Genomic DNA, 13,753 nt, shown 5'->3' with positions numbered 1-13,753 from the left:
CCCATCCGGTACAGCTCGCGCCCGCGCCACGTGCAGATTACAAAACCTTCACGTAAGTCCTGGCGGGGTGGGGCTCACAGGCCCGCCCGGTCCAGCCGCAGGATCGCCCGCGCCACCGCCTGTGCCCGCGGCACCATCGAGGCGACCTCGAGATACTCCTCCGGGCTGTGCGCCTTGCCGCCGACCGGCCCGACCGAGCAGATGGTCGGCGCGCCGACTGCTGCGGTGAAGCCGCTGTCGGCGCAGCCGCCGGAGAATTCGCCGGTGACCGACAGGCCGCTTTCCTTCGCCGCCGCCACGTACATGTCGAACAGCTTCGCCGCCGCCGGGGTCTGGGTCAGCGGCAGGAATTCGCCGCGGATGGTCAGCCTGGCACGGGTGCCGGGGATGAAGCTGCGGGCGATGATCGCGTGGATCTTCGCCATCGCCTCGTCCCGGTCGGCGGGCTCCACGTAGCGCAGGTCGATCTGGCCCTGCGCCGAGGGGGCGACGGTGTTGACGCTCTGCCCGCCGGAGACCAGGCCGACATTCAGGGTGATGCCGCGCTTCAGGTCGGTCAGCGCGTGCAGGGCGGTGATCTTCGCCGCCAGCTCGCCGATGGCGCTGATCCCGGCCTCGAAATTGCCGCCTGAATGGGCCGCCTTGCCCTCGATGTCGAACACCGAGAAGACGCCGCCCTTGCGGCCGGTGACGACGCCGCCGTTGGGCCGGCCGGGTTCGGAGTTGAACACCACCCGGGCTTCGCGCGCCGTCGCCTCGATCACCTCGCGCCCCTCCGGGCTGCCGATTTCCTCGTCGCCGGTGAAGAGGCCGAGCAGCGGGCCGGGCGCGCCGCCGAACCGCTTGAAGGCGGCCAGGACGAACATGTTCATTACCAGCCCGGCCTTCATGTCGGCGACGCCTGGGCCGGTGGCGATGCCGTTCTCGACCCGGAAGGGTCGCCGCGTCGGCTCGCCCTTGGGGAAGACCGTGTCGCGGTGGCCCATCATGACGATCGACTGCTTGCGGTTGCCGGAGGCAAGCGCCTCGCCGCCCTCGACCCGGGCCTTCAGGCAGTCACCATGCTTCTCCCGCGGCACGACCTCGACCGGGATGCCATGCTCCGCCATGAAGCGCTGGACGATGCCGCCGACCGCATCGACCCCCGGTTTGTCGTAGCTGCCGCCATCGGTGTTCACCATGGCTTCCAGCACGCCGAGCATGGCGTCCTGCTGGGTGGCGAGCCAGGCGGTGATGGCGGCTTCGGGACTGTCGGCGGTCATGCGGATCTCCGGCGGCGGCGGGCGAAAACCCTGGAACCGCAGGCCGGGCGTGGCAACCCCTACTCGATCCGGCCGATCCGCTGCACCGCCTTGACCAGTCGCGCGGTGTCGATGCGGAAGAACTCCTCGAAGTCGGCGCCGTCGCGATAATCCAATGCATTGCCACCGGCGGCCAGCGCCCGCTGCACATCGGGGTCACGCGCCGCGGCGGCCATGGCCTGGCGCAGCGCCTCCCGCAGCGGTGCCGGCGTGCTGGCCGGGGCGAAGACGCCGGCCCAGATGTAGTATTCAATCCCGGCGAAGCCGCGTTCCTGCAGGGTCGGCACCGTCTCGAAGCCGGCGATGCGCTTCGCCCCCCAGCTGGCCAGCACCCGCAGCGTGCCGGATTTCAGGTGCGGCGTGATCGGCCCCGGCCCGCTGGTCATCGCCCCCACCTGGCCCGAGAGCAGGGCGGTCAGCGCCGGCCCGCCGCCCTGGAAGGGCACGTGCAGCAGGTCCAGCTTGGCGGCCGTGGTCAGCATCGCCATCGGCAGATGCAGCGCACCGTAATTGCCCGAGGAGGAATAGGCGATCGCCCCCGGCCGGGCGCGGGCATCGGCGATGAACTCCTCCAGCGTCCGCCAGGGCGCGGCCGCCGGCACCGCCAGGAAGGTCGGGTCGGCGGTGAACAGCGCGATCGGCGCCAGCTGGTCGATCTCGTAGGCGGGGATGCGGCCGAACAGCCGCGCCGCCTCCGGGATCACCGCGAGCGACGACAGGCCCATCAGCAGCGTTGAGCCGTCGCCCGGCGCCCGGGCGACCGAGGCATAGCCGATCTCGCCCGAGGCGCCGGCGCGGCTGACCACCGGGACCGGCTGCTTCCAGATCCGCTCAAGCCCGGCGGCGACCGGGCGTGCCACCACGTCGCCCTGCCCGCCGGGCGGGAAGGCGACCACCATGGTCACGGCACGGGTCGGGAAGTCGGCGGCGACTGAGGGTGCCTGGGCACGCGTGGCGCGCGGCGCGGCCGCCGCGGCGATGGCGGCGGCCAGCAGGGGGCGGCGAAGCAAGGGGCGTCTCCCGGGGTTTCTTCTCCCCGGGAGGATAGAATCAGCCGACCGGGTTCTCCAGCACCCCGATCCCCGGCACCTCGATCCGCACCACGTCGCCCTTTGCCAGGAATTTCGGCGGGGTGAAGCCGATGCCCACCCCCACCGGCGTCCCGGTGGCGATGACGTCGCCTGGCTCCAGCGTGATGCCGGCGGAGATCGTCTCGATCAGGGTCGGGATGTCGAAGATCAGGTCGGCAAGGCTCGCATCCTGCCGCTTCTCGCCATTCACATGGGTGATGACGCGCAACGCCTTGGGGTCGGGGACCTCGTCGGCGGTCAGGATCGCCGGGCCCATCGGGCAGAAGCCGTCGATCCCCTTGCCGATCACCCATTGCCGGTGCTTGTGCTGCAGCGTGCGGGCGGTGACGTCGTTGACGATGGTGTAGCCGAAGACATGCCGCAGCGCGTCGGCCGCCTTGATGCCGCGCCCGCCATGGCCGATCACCACCGCCAGCTCGCCCTCGTAATCGGTCGAGTTGCTGGCATCGAGATGGGCCGGAATGGTCTCCCCGGTCGGGATGATGCTGGTGGCCGGTTTGGAGAAGACCACCGGCGCCTCCGGCACCACGTCCTTGGTGCTGGCGTCGAAGCCGGAGCCGGCGAATTCCTTGGCGTGCTCGTAGTAGTTCTTGCCGACGCAAAAGACGTTCTTCGGCGGCCGGGGGATCGGTGCGCAAAGCGTGGCGCCTTCGGCCACCGGCGCGCGGGCCACGGCATCCTGCGCATGCCGCAGCGCCGCCGCGCCGCCGGCGATGAAGGAGGGCATATGGCCGCCGGCCAGCGCCGGGTCGGCCGCCGCCAAATCGAGCACCGCGCCGTCCGCGCGGAGCGCACCGATATGGGTGCCGAGCTTCGACGGATACCTGAACGTCACCAGCCGCATGGGCCTCAGCCTCCCTTGGTCGTCGTGGTGGAAAGCAGGTTCAGCCGGGATTGGCCAGCGGCAGTTCGGCGGCCCGCTCCAGCGCCCGCGCCCCACGGAACACCAGGTCGTCGCGGTAGAGCGCCGCGGCCAGTTGCACCGCCCGCGGCATGCCGTGCTCGTCGATGCCGACGGGGACGCTGATCGCCGGCTGGCGGGTCAGGTTGAAGGCGAAGGTCCAGGGCGCCCAGTCGCGCCACAGCGCCTCGGTCGGGCGGAGCGTCGGCTGGTCGGCGGCGAAGGCTGCGGTGGGCGTGCAGGCGGTCAGCACCAGGTCGTAGCGCTGGTGGAAGCGGGCCATGGCATGCGCCGCCTCGATCCTGAGCGCCTCGGCCCCGAGGAAATCGGTGGCCAGCATCGCCCCCTCGCGCTCGGCCACCTCGGCCAGCCCGGCATCCAGCAGCGGGCGCTTGGCTTCCGGGGTGGTGGCGACCAGGCGGGCAAGCGCCACGCCCCAGACCCGGCCGAAGATGGCGCGGGTGTCGGGCAGGTCCGGGTCTGCCTCCTCGACGATGGCGCCTTGTTCCTCCAGCAGCTTGGCGGCCCCGACCAGCGCGGCCTCGCCATCGGCATCGAGCGGGGGTTCGAAGCCCAGCCGCCGGACCAGCGCCACCCGCATCCCGGCGACGCCGTCCTCGATCCCCCGGCGCCAGTCCCGCGCCTCGTCGGCCAGGCTGAAGGGGTCGCGCAGGTCGTGCTGCGCCATGGCCGAGAACATCAGCGCATTGTCCCTGACCGTCCGGGTCATCGGCCCGGCGCAGGCGACATTGGCGAAGGCGCCGAGCGGCCATTGCGGCACCCGCCCGAAGCTGGGCTTGAGGCCCACCAGCCCGCAGAAGGCCGCCGGGATGCGCACCGACCCGCCGGCATCGGTGCCGATATGCAGGGGCCCGAAGCAGGCCGCCCCCGCCGCCCCGGCGCCGCTGCTGCTGCCGCCGACGGTGCGCTCGCGGTTCCAGGGGTTGCGGGTGATGCCGTGCAGCGGGCAGTCGCCGGGCGACTTCCAGCCGAATTCGGTGGTGGTGGTCTTGCCGAGGATCACCGCCCCGGCCTGCTTCAGCCCCATGACGGAGGGCGCGTCCTCGCCCGCCGGCGTCGCATCCGTGGTCTTGCTGCCGCGCCGGGTCGGGAAACCGGCCAGGTTCAGCAGGTCCTTCACCGTCGCCGGCACGCCGTCCAGCAGCCCGATCGGCCGTCCGGCCATCCAGCGCGCCTCGCTCTCGCCCGCCTGACGCAATGCATGCGGGTTCATGGCGGCGAAGGCATTGACCCAGGGGTTGTACAGCGCGACCCGTTCCAGCACCGCCTGCAGCACCTCGACCGGCGACAGCGCCCGGCGCGCATAGAGGCCGAGCAGCGTCTCGGCGGACATCAGGGCGGGGTCGGTCGGGGTCATCGCGTGTCCTGGGCCAGTCGGCGGCAATCTGCGCCCGGGACGGGGCCGGCGGAAGCCCTGGGATGCCCACCCCTTTGCGCCGACCAGGGTTTCCGCCTAGGTACGCCCCAGCTTCCCCGGCCCGGCCGGGGCATCCAGCAGCGGAGACGGTCAGTGGCGGATACGGTCGAGATTGCGGGTCTGACGGTCGCAAGCAGCCTGAGCACGTTCCTCGAGACCGAGGCCCTGCCGGGCACCGGGGTCACGCCGGAACGCTTCTGGACCTCCTACGCCACGATCCTCAAGGACCTCGCCCCGCGCAATGCCGCGCTGCTGGCCAGGCGCGACGAATTGCAGGCGAAGATCGATGCCTGGCACAAGGCGCATCCGGCCAAGCCGGTCGACCTCGGCGCCTACACGGCCTTCCTCAGGGAGATCGGCTACCTGGTGCCGCCCGGCCCCGACTTCGCCGTCGGCACCACCGGGATCGACCCGGAATTCGGCCAGATCGCCGGCCCGCAGTTGGTCGTTCCCGTCTCCAACGCCCGCTACGCGCTGAATGCGGCGAATGCCCGCTGGGGCAGCCTGTACGACGCGCTGTATGGCACCGATGCGATCCCCGACAGCGACGGCGCGGCGCGCGGCAAGGGATTCAACCCGGCGCGCGGCAAGAAGGTCATCGACTTCGCCCGCGGCGTGCTGGATCGCATGGCGCCGCTGGCAGGCGGCGCGTCGCACCGCGACGCCAAGTCCTATGCGATCGCCGCCGGCACCCTGGCGGTGACCCTGCAGGATGGCCGCAGCACCGGCCTCGCCCAGCCCGGCCAGTGCGTCGGCTACCAGGGCGAGCCGGCGGCGCCGGACGCCATCCTGTTCGTCCATAACGGCCTGCATGCCGAATTGCGGATCGACCGCGACCACCCGATCGGCCGCGACGACCCCGCCGGCATCGCCGACCTGGTGCTGGAGAGCGCCGTCACCACCATCGTCGACTTCGAGGACAGCGTCGCCGCGGTGGACGCCGCCGACAAGGTGGAGGTCTACCGCAACTGGCTCGGCCTGATGAACGGCACGCTGCAGGCGAGCTTCGAGAAGGGCGGCAAGACGCTGGTCCGCGCGTTGAACAAGGACCGCACCTGGCTGAAGCCCTCGGGCGGCGCGGTGACCCTGCCGGGCCGGTCGCTGATGCTGGTGCGCAATGTCGGCCACCACATGATGACCGACGTGGTGACGCAGGGCGGCGCCGAGACGCCGGAGACCATCCTCGATGCCATGTGCAGCGTGGCGATCGCCCTGCACGACCTGCGCAGCAAGAAGCTGAACAGCCGCGCCGGCAGCGTCTACATCGTCAAGCCGAAGATGCACGGGCCGGACGAGGTGGCCTGGGCCAACGACCTCTTCGCCCGGGTCGAGGACGCCTTCGGCCTGCCGCGCGACACGCTGAAGATGGGGATCATGGACGAGGAGCGCCGCACCACGGTGAACCTGCGCGAATGCATCCGCGCCGCGCGCGACCGCGTGGTGTTCATCAACACCGGCTTCCTCGACCGCACCGGCGACGAGATCCATACCTCGATGGAAGCCGGCCCGGTCATCCGCAAGAACGACATGCGCGGCGCCGCCTGGATCAAGGCGTATGAAGACTGGAACGTCGATACCGGCCTCGCCTGCGGCCTGCGCGGCCGGGCGCAGATCGGCAAGGGCATGTGGGCCGCCCCGGACGAGATGGCGAAGATGCTGGAGCAGAAGGTCGGCCACCCCAAGGCCGGCGCGAACACCGCCTGGGTGCCTTCGCCGACCGCCGCCACGCTGCATGCGCTGCACTACCATGAGGTCGACGTGGCGGCGCGGCAGGACGAGCTGGTCGCCGGCGGCCCGCGGGCGAAGCTGGACGACATCCTGACCATCCCGCTGGCCACCGACACCAACTGGCCGGCCGATGCGGTGAAGGCCGAGCTCGACAACAATGCCCAGGGCATCCTCGGCTACGTGGTGCGCTGGGTGGACCAGGGCGTCGGCTGTTCCAAGGTGCCGAACCTGCACGACGTGGGGCTGATGGAGGACCGCGCGACGCTGCGCATCTCCGCCCAGCACATCGCCAACTGGCTGCGCCACGGCGTCGCCACCAAGGATCAGGTGGTCGAGACCATGCGCCGCATGGCGGTGGTGGTGGACAAGCAGAATGCCGGCGACGCCGCCTACACCCCGATGGCCCCGGGCTTCGACGGACCGGCCTTCAAGGCCGCCTGCGACCTGGTCTTCGAAGGCGCGGCCCAGGCGAACGGCTATACCGAGTTCGTCCTGCACAAGCGCCGCCGCGAAGCCAAGGCACGCGGCTGAAACCAAGGCGGCGCGCCGCCCGGTCAGGCCACCAGGCTGAACACCCGCACCAGCACGGCGGGGCGCGGCGCCAGCGGGTGCAGCGTGCCGACGAAGGCGAGGCGGTTCAGCCAGGCATACGGCCCCGCAGGCGCGGTGATCTCGAGCGTCGAGGCGCGGTAGTCCGGCGCGCCCTCCCTTGGCGCGATGACGACGCGGTTCAGCACGGTGATGACCGCGCCGTCCTCGGCTTCGATCTCATACAGCGCCTCCAGCCGCTTCACCCCGTCGCGGCGAAGCAGTTGGCGATCGGCGCCGCCCGGCAGCACCCGGCCGCGGATCCGCGGCCCGGCGAAATGCCCGCCGGTGATGGGGACGATGCGCCGCTCGCCCAGCGGCCCCTCCCCCAGCAACCGGGTCGGCGCGATCTCGACCAGCGCCTCCCAGACGAATTCCGCGCCGGGCGCGACAAGGGGGATCTCGGTCATGCGGTGGCCTCCCTCCGCAGGCGCGCCTCGCGCCGGGCGATCCAGCTGGTGCTGGCGAAGATGATGGCGCCGCCCAGCAGCGTCGCCGTTCCGGGCACGTCGCTCCAGATGGCGAAGCCGACCAGGGACGCCCAGAGCAATTCCAGGAATTTCACCGGCTGGGTCGCCGAAAGGTCGGCCAGCGACATCGCCCGGGTCAGGCAGAAATGCCCGGCCGAGCCGATCACGCCGCTCAGCAGGAACAGCGCCCATTGGGTGGGCGTCGGCCAGGTCCAGGCCAGCAGCGCCAGCGGCATGCTGAACAGCGTCACGGTGAGCGCCTGCCAGACCACGATCACCTGCGGGCTGTCGCGCCGGGTCAGCGCCTTGGTGATGAGGAAGGAGGCGGCGAACAGCGGCGAGGCGGCCAGCATCACGAACCCATAGGGCCCTCCACCACCGCTGAGGCCCGGCGCGACCACCACCAGCACCCCGGCGAAGCCGACCAAGGCGGCGATCCAGCGCGCCGCCACCATGCGTTCGCCGAGGAACAGGATGGCGCCCAGCATGATGAAGAGCGGCGTGGTGAAGCCGAGCGCGGTCATCTCCGCCAGCGGCACCCTCGGCACCGCGACGAACCACAGCATCAGCCCGGCGGTATGCACCGCGCCGCGCCAGAGCTGGCCCGACAGCCCCTTCGGCCGGTAGGCGGCGAGGCCGGCGCGCCAGATGAAGGGCAGCATCACCAGTGCGCCCGCGGCGTAGCGCAGGAATTGCGTGACGAAGGGGTCGAGCTGCTGCGCCAGGGTCCGCAGCAGCGCGTTCAGCCCGGTGAACAGCAGGCCGGAGGCGAGCATCCACAGCATCGCCCGCGGGACATTGGCCGCGGGGGTCACGCCGCGAGGAAATCCAGCGCCGCCAGCGCATGCACCTGCGCCACCTGGCGCAGCTCCTCGACCAGCACGTATTCGTCGGCCCCGCCCATGTTATGCGGCGTCGGGCCGTAGACCACGGTCGGCAGCCCGGCCATGCGGAACCAGCGGGCATCCGAGCCGCCGACGCGCATGTTCACCGCGCAGGGGCCAACCAGCACCTCGGCCGCGGCGGCGGCGGTTCGGCCAACGATCTCATGCGCCGGGTCGGTATGGTTCGGCTCGAAGCGGCGCAGCACCTGCCAGGTGATGCCCTCGCGCCCGTCGAGTGCCGCGGCCAGCGCCGCCTCGGCCATGGCGCAGGAGACGCCGACCGGCAGGCGGATGTCGATCCCGGCCAGCGCGCCGGCGGGCACCAGGTTGGTGGACGTGCCGCCCTCGACCCGGCCGACATTGACCGTGACGCTGCCGAGCACCTCGGCCTCGCCCGCGCCGGCCAGCGCCTCGCTGACCGGCTTCGCCGCGGCGATGGCCGCGGTCACGCCCGGCGGTGCCGCCGGCACCAGGCCGCGCAGCCCGCGCACCGCATCCAGCGCGGCGCAGAGCCGGTCGAGCGCATTGACGCCAAGATGCACATGCGCGCCATGGCTGGCCCGGCCGGCTGCCTCGACCTCGATCCAAAGGAAGCCCTTCTCGCCGAAGCGCAGCACCCGCGGGCTGCCGGCATCGCCGATGATCACCGCATCGCCCACCGCATGCGGGACGTTGTCCATCAGCCACCTGGTGCCGAGGACGCCCATGCTCTCCTCGTCGCCGGCGAGCGTCAGCACCGCCTCGCCGCGCCACAGCGCGGGGTGCTCGGCCAGCAGCGCCAGCGCCAGGATCGAGGCGGCGATGCCGCCCTTCATGTCCGCCGTGCCGCGGCCGTAGAGCCTGCCGTCGCACAGCAGGCCGCCAAGCGGCGGCACGGTCCAAGGCAGCGCCTCGTTCACCGGGTAGGTGTCGAGATGGCCGTTGAAGATCAGCCGCCGCCCCGGCGCATGGCCGCGCACCCGCGCCACGACATTGGTCACGAGGTTCGAGGTCGCATGCAGCGCCACCTCCACCCCCGGCACCGCCGCGCGGATCAAGGCGGCGGCGGCCTCGGCGCAGGCGCGGGTGTCGCCGGGCGGGTTCGGCGAGGGGACGGCGACGAGCGCCTGGGTCAGGGCGACGACGCGGTCGGCGGCGGCCGCGGCGCAGGCGGCGAATGCGGTGCGGGTCATGCGCGGCACCATGCCCTGCCGCGGCGCCGGCGTCAGCCGAGCGCGGCGTCGATCGCACGCGCGGCGCGCTCGCCACTCTCCCAGGCGCCGCCGACGGTGCCGGCGATGCGGGTGTGGCAGGCCTCGCCGGCGAAGCGCAACCGGCCATCCGCCAGGGTCGCGTCGCGCAGCACGGCGCGGGCGCCGTACTGCCCGACCCGCGCATGGCTGTAGGCGCCCAGGAAGAGCGGGTCCTCCGCCCAGCCGGTCGCCACCGCGCCCGGGGCGAAGGCGCGCGCCACCTCGGCCGCGCCGAAATAGCGGGCGAGCTCGGCCCGGGCGAAGGCCTCGGCCGCCGCCGGGCCTTCCCGCGCCAGGGCCCAGGCCGCCGCCCCGCCGATGAAGCCCACCGCGTAGTCGCGGCCCCAGGGCCAGAGCATCCAGGACATTGGCGTGTCGTCCGGTCCCTCCGCCTGGCGCCCGAGCCGGGCGAAGGCGCCGAGTCCCAGCCGCCCCTCCCCCGCCGCCCGCAGCGCGACCTTGCTCAGCAGCCCCTGCGGCAGGCCGGCGATCGCCGTCTGGACCGCGTCCGGCAGCGCCGGGTCGAAGCGGATGCCGTTCGCCGCCAGCACGCCGGTCGAGACGGTGACGATCGCCGCCCCGGCGCGCAGCACGCCCCAGGCGCCTTCCGCCGCCATGCCCGCGCCGTCCCGGCGCAGCCGCGCGACTGGAGTGCGCAGCCTCACCGGCAGCCCCTCGCCGAGCCGCGCGACGAGCGTGCCGAACCCCTCGGCGACCTGCAGGTTGGCGCCGTCGAGGCCGGTCGCCACGTAGTCGCGCAGGCTGAAGCGCTCGGCCTCGACGCCCGAGATGATGCTGCTGAACCAGTGCGAGACGGTGGCGTCCCAGGGCCCGTCGCGCGGCACCGCCGCGGCCAGCGGGATGTCGGCGCCCCCGGCCGCATCGCGCGCCTCGGCCGCCGCCTCCCAGGCCTCGCAGGCGGCGTCATGCGCGGCGCGTTCGGCCTCGGTGGCCGGGCGGCCCTCGAACAGCAAGATGTCGCGCACCCGCCGCCGCTCGTCACGCAGGGTGAAGCCGAGGTCGCGGGCGATCGGCGTCAACGGGTTGCGCTCGGCGACATGGATCCAGGAGGCGCCGTGATCGAAGGGCGCGCCGAGCGAGGCGCTTTCGGTGAAGGCCCGGCCGCCGATCCGCCCGCCCGCCTCCAGCAGCCGCACCGTCCGGCCCCGCGCCAGCAGCAGCCGCGCCGCGGCGATCCCCGCGGCGCCGGCGCCGACCACCAGCACATCGACGTCCGGCCTCATGCCCGGGTGCGGAACCTCACGGCCTCGCCGCGGCCGGGCTCGACCGAAAGCCGCCCCTGGCGCTCCAGCCGGCGCAGATGCGCCAGGGTCTCGCCCACGGTGAAGCCCATCTGCGGCAGCTCCCCGGTCGCCCGGGGGAACAGCACCTGCGCCGCCTCGAAGGCGGTCAGCGGCTCGCGGCAGGCCTCGGCCAGCGTGTCCAGCCGCTCGGCATGGTGGCCGGCCAACTGGTCGAGCCGGCGGTGCAGGGTCGAGAACGGCTCGCCATGCGAGGGCAGCACGAAGGTGTCCTCCGGCAGCGGGCGGAAGCGCTCGTTGCTGGCCAGGAAGTCGCCCAGCGGGTCGGCCTCCGGCTCGCCCGGATGCAGGCCGATATAGGGCGAGATGCGCGGCAGGATCTGGTCGGCCGAGATCAGCACGCCGCGTTCGGCGCAGTAGAGCGTCGCCATGTCCGGCGCATGCCCGGCCCCGGTCATCACGCGCCATTCCGACCCGCCGATGGTCACGCTGCGGCCATCCTTCAGCGCATGGAAGCTGCGCGGCAATTCGCCCACCGCCCGCTGGTACAGCGCGCCGCGGCCCTCGACGAAGGAGAGGTATTCGGGCGGGCAGCCGGCCCTGGTGTAGTGCGCGACCTGCTGCGCCATCATGTCCGGCCCGCTGTCGTACCAGAGCGCACGGGCCATCAGCCACTCGATCCGGGTCATCATCGGCAGGATGCCGAAGCGCTCGCAGAGCCAGCCGGTCAAGCCGATGTGATCCGGGTGGAAATGCGTCACCAGCAGAGCGGTCAGCGGACGGCCGCCCAGTTCCGGCCGGGCCAGCAACTGCTCCCACAGCTCCCGGCTGGCCCGCCCGGAGACCGAGGTATCGACCGCCAACCAGCCGCCCGCGTGCTCGAGAAACCAGATGTTCACGTGGCCGGGGGGAAAAGGCAGCGGCATGCGGGCCCGTAGCAGGCCAGGTTGCAGCAGCCGCACCTCGCCCGGCGCGGGCACATCGGGGGCGAGGTCGCGGGGGGCTTCGGGCATCCGGTGGGTCTCCGCCGCTGGCGAACGGGCCAAATGGGGCTGCTGGGCAGGGCTTCGGGGCACGGGCCGCTTCTGCGGAGCGCACCGAAGGATAGGGGCCGCCCGCCGCCCTTGTCGATCCGCCGCCCGGCCGGGAGGCGAGGACACAAATTCGCCTCTCACGAGATTTCGAAGAGCGATTATTCGTCGAAAGGCCCAAGTTGTTGCGCGGGAGCATCCGGCGCGGGGCCGGGCGCGGCAACCACAGGCGCCCCCATTTGGGCTATACCGGGACCATCCAACCATCGCCGATGTCGTTGCCGGCCACACCGCCGCCGCAACCCGCCATGCGCCGCATCGCGTTGCGCGGATCGGCCATGCTCATCCTGGCGGCCGTCCTGCTGCCGCTCGCCCTGCTGCCGCTCGGCCGGATGGTCCCGACCCTGGGGACGGAGGCCGGGGCGCTGGCCCGCGAGGCCGCCGTCGCGGCAGCGGAGGTCGCCGCCAGCCTGGCCCGACAGGGCGACGCCTCGCGCAGTGCCGCGACCGACCCCGCCATCCTGGTGGCCGCCCTGGCCGGTGCGCCGCCGCCGGGCGGTACCCGTCTGGCGATCCTGGGGCCCGATGGGCAATTGCTCGCCAGTGCCTTCGGCGAGGCCACCGCCGGCGGCGGCCCCTTCCTCACGGCGGAACATGCGGTGGCCGGCTGGCCGCTCCGCGTGCTGGCGATCCGGCCTGCGCCGCCGCCGCGCAACGGATTGCTGCCGCTTGGCGCCGCCATGGCGGCGATGCTCTCGCTTGCCTTCATCATGCATCGTCGCGAACGGCGCGCCCGCCTGGCCGCGGCGAGCAACGAGCGGCGGGAGGCGTTGCGCGCCGCCGCCCTGGCCGAGAGCGAGGCGCAGCTCCGCCTTGCCCTCGCCGCCGCCGAGCTCGGCTGCTGGTCCTGGGATGAGGCCGCCGATCGTGTCGCCTGGGATGCCCAGGCGGCGAAGATCCTCGGCTGGTGCCCGGCCGACCCGGTCGGGCTGACGGCCCTGCGCGATTGCATCGATCCGGCCGACCGGGCACTGCTCGACGCCACCACCGCGCGGGCCCGCCGCAGCGGCGACCCCGAGCAATGCGCCGTGCGGCTGCGCACCGCCTCCGGCACCGCGCCGCGCTGGATCGAGCTGCGTACGCAGGCAACGGCAGGCCTCGGCTGCCCGACCTGGCACGGTGTGATCGCCGACATCACCGAACGCCGCCAAGCGGAGGAGCAGCAGCGGCTGCTGCTGCGCGAGGTCGACCACCGGGCCAAGAATACCCTGGCCGTGGTGCAGGCCCTGCTGCGGCTGACCCGCACCGAGGACCCCGTCAGTTTCCTGCCCCGGGTCGAGGCACGCATCGCCGCCCTGGCCCGGGCCCATACGCTGCTGGCCCAGGCGCGCTGGCAGGGCGTCGGGCTTCGCCGCCTGGTGGAGGCCGAGCTGGGCCGGCATGCCGCGGCGAACACCGTCCTCAGCCTCGCGGGCCCCGGTGTCATGCTGGCCGCGGTCGCCACCCAGCCGGTGGCCATGGTGCTGCACGAACTCGCTAGCAACGCGGTCCGGTTCGGCGCCCTGACCCAGCCCGGCGGGACGCTATCGGTCAGCTGGAGCGTGGCGCCGGCCGGTTGGCTGGAACTGGTCTGGGAGGAACGTCTGAGCCTGCCGGCGACGGAGGTACCGCCGCTGCGCGGCATCGGTGGCCGCATCCTGGAGGCGACGGTGCAGGACCAGCTGGGCGGCCGGATCGCCCGGGAGTGGACGCCGGAGGGGATGCGCTGCGCGATCCGCCTGCCGCCGAGCAGCCTGCGCCCGGCGCCGGCCGAAGCAGTGGTCTGAC

Annotated in this window: 11 protein-coding genes; 2 read left to right on the top strand and 9 right to left on the bottom strand. The window is 72.8% G+C overall.

Annotated features, from left to right (window positions below; genetic code table 11):
- Positions 1-74 precede the first annotated feature (74 nt).
- The 4 genes from ACFQS7_RS21030 to ACFQS7_RS21015 are packed head-to-tail and all read right to left on the bottom strand — an operon-like array spanning position 75 to position 4,671.
- Positions 75-1,262: a M20 family metallopeptidase gene (locus ACFQS7_RS21030; RefSeq protein ID WP_380069095.1), complete on the bottom strand. Its 1,188-nt coding sequence runs from the start codon at positions 1,260-1,262 to the stop codon at positions 75-77.
- Positions 1,263-1,321: 59 nt separating this feature from the next.
- A complete protein-coding gene (locus tag ACFQS7_RS21025; protein ID WP_380069094.1) occupies positions 1,322-2,311 on the bottom strand; it encodes a Bug family tripartite tricarboxylate transporter substrate binding protein in 990 nt (329 codons plus the stop codon).
- Positions 2,312-2,351: 40 nt separating this feature from the next.
- Positions 2,352-3,236, bottom strand: a complete 885-nt coding sequence (locus ACFQS7_RS21020) for a fumarylacetoacetate hydrolase family protein (protein WP_380069093.1) — start codon at positions 3,234-3,236, stop codon at positions 2,352-2,354.
- A gap of 40 nt (positions 3,237-3,276) precedes the next feature.
- Entirely contained in the window at positions 3,277-4,671 is a 1,395-nt protein-coding gene (locus ACFQS7_RS21015) for an amidase (RefSeq protein WP_380069092.1), read from the bottom strand.
- 153 nt (positions 4,672-4,824) lie between these two features.
- Here ACFQS7_RS21015 and ACFQS7_RS21010 point away from each other — a divergent pair, with 153 nt between their 5' ends.
- On the top strand, positions 4,825-6,990 hold the full coding sequence (locus tag ACFQS7_RS21010; RefSeq protein WP_380069091.1) for a malate synthase G: 2,166 nt from the start codon (positions 4,825-4,827) through the stop codon (positions 6,988-6,990).
- Between the two features lie 23 nt (positions 6,991-7,013).
- Here the strand turns inward: ACFQS7_RS21010 and ACFQS7_RS21005 are convergent, their stop codons facing one another.
- From ACFQS7_RS21005 to ACFQS7_RS20985, 5 genes are read right to left on the bottom strand one after another with little or no spacing between them, the layout of a single operon-like run.
- Complete coding sequence (locus tag ACFQS7_RS21005) at positions 7,014-7,457, bottom strand: DUF3237 domain-containing protein (RefSeq protein ID WP_380069090.1); 444 nt, start codon at positions 7,455-7,457, stop codon at positions 7,014-7,016.
- Positions 7,454-8,332, bottom strand: a complete 879-nt coding sequence (locus ACFQS7_RS21000) for a DMT family transporter (RefSeq protein ID WP_380069089.1) — start codon at positions 8,330-8,332, stop codon at positions 7,454-7,456. The genes ACFQS7_RS21005 and ACFQS7_RS21000 overlap by 4 nt, the downstream gene beginning before the upstream one ends.
- Positions 8,329-9,573, bottom strand: a complete 1,245-nt coding sequence (locus ACFQS7_RS20995; protein ID WP_380069088.1) for a M20/M25/M40 family metallo-hydrolase — start codon at positions 9,571-9,573, stop codon at positions 8,329-8,331. The genes ACFQS7_RS21000 and ACFQS7_RS20995 overlap by 4 nt, the downstream gene beginning before the upstream one ends.
- Positions 9,574-9,605: 32 nt before the next feature.
- Complete coding sequence (locus ACFQS7_RS20990; protein WP_380069087.1) at positions 9,606-10,877, bottom strand: flavin monoamine oxidase family protein; 1,272 nt, start codon at positions 10,875-10,877, stop codon at positions 9,606-9,608.
- Entirely contained in the window at positions 10,874-11,908 is a 1,035-nt protein-coding gene (locus ACFQS7_RS20985; RefSeq protein ID WP_380069086.1) for an MBL fold metallo-hydrolase, read from the bottom strand. Before ACFQS7_RS20985 ends, ACFQS7_RS20990 begins: the two co-directional genes overlap by 4 nt.
- Before the next feature lie 356 nt (positions 11,909-12,264).
- Between ACFQS7_RS20985 and ACFQS7_RS20980 the strand changes: the two genes are divergently transcribed.
- On the top strand, positions 12,265-13,752 hold the full coding sequence (locus ACFQS7_RS20980; RefSeq protein ID WP_380069085.1) for an HWE histidine kinase domain-containing protein: 1,488 nt from the start codon (positions 12,265-12,267) through the stop codon (positions 13,750-13,752).
- The last annotated feature ends 1 nt before the right edge of the window (position 13,753 follow it).

It is taken from the genome of Dankookia sp. GCM10030260, from assembly GCF_042666655.1.
Taxonomy (GTDB): Bacteria; Pseudomonadota; Alphaproteobacteria; order Acetobacterales; family Acetobacteraceae; genus Paracraurococcus.
This window is presented reverse-complemented; position numbering and strand designations above follow the sequence as displayed.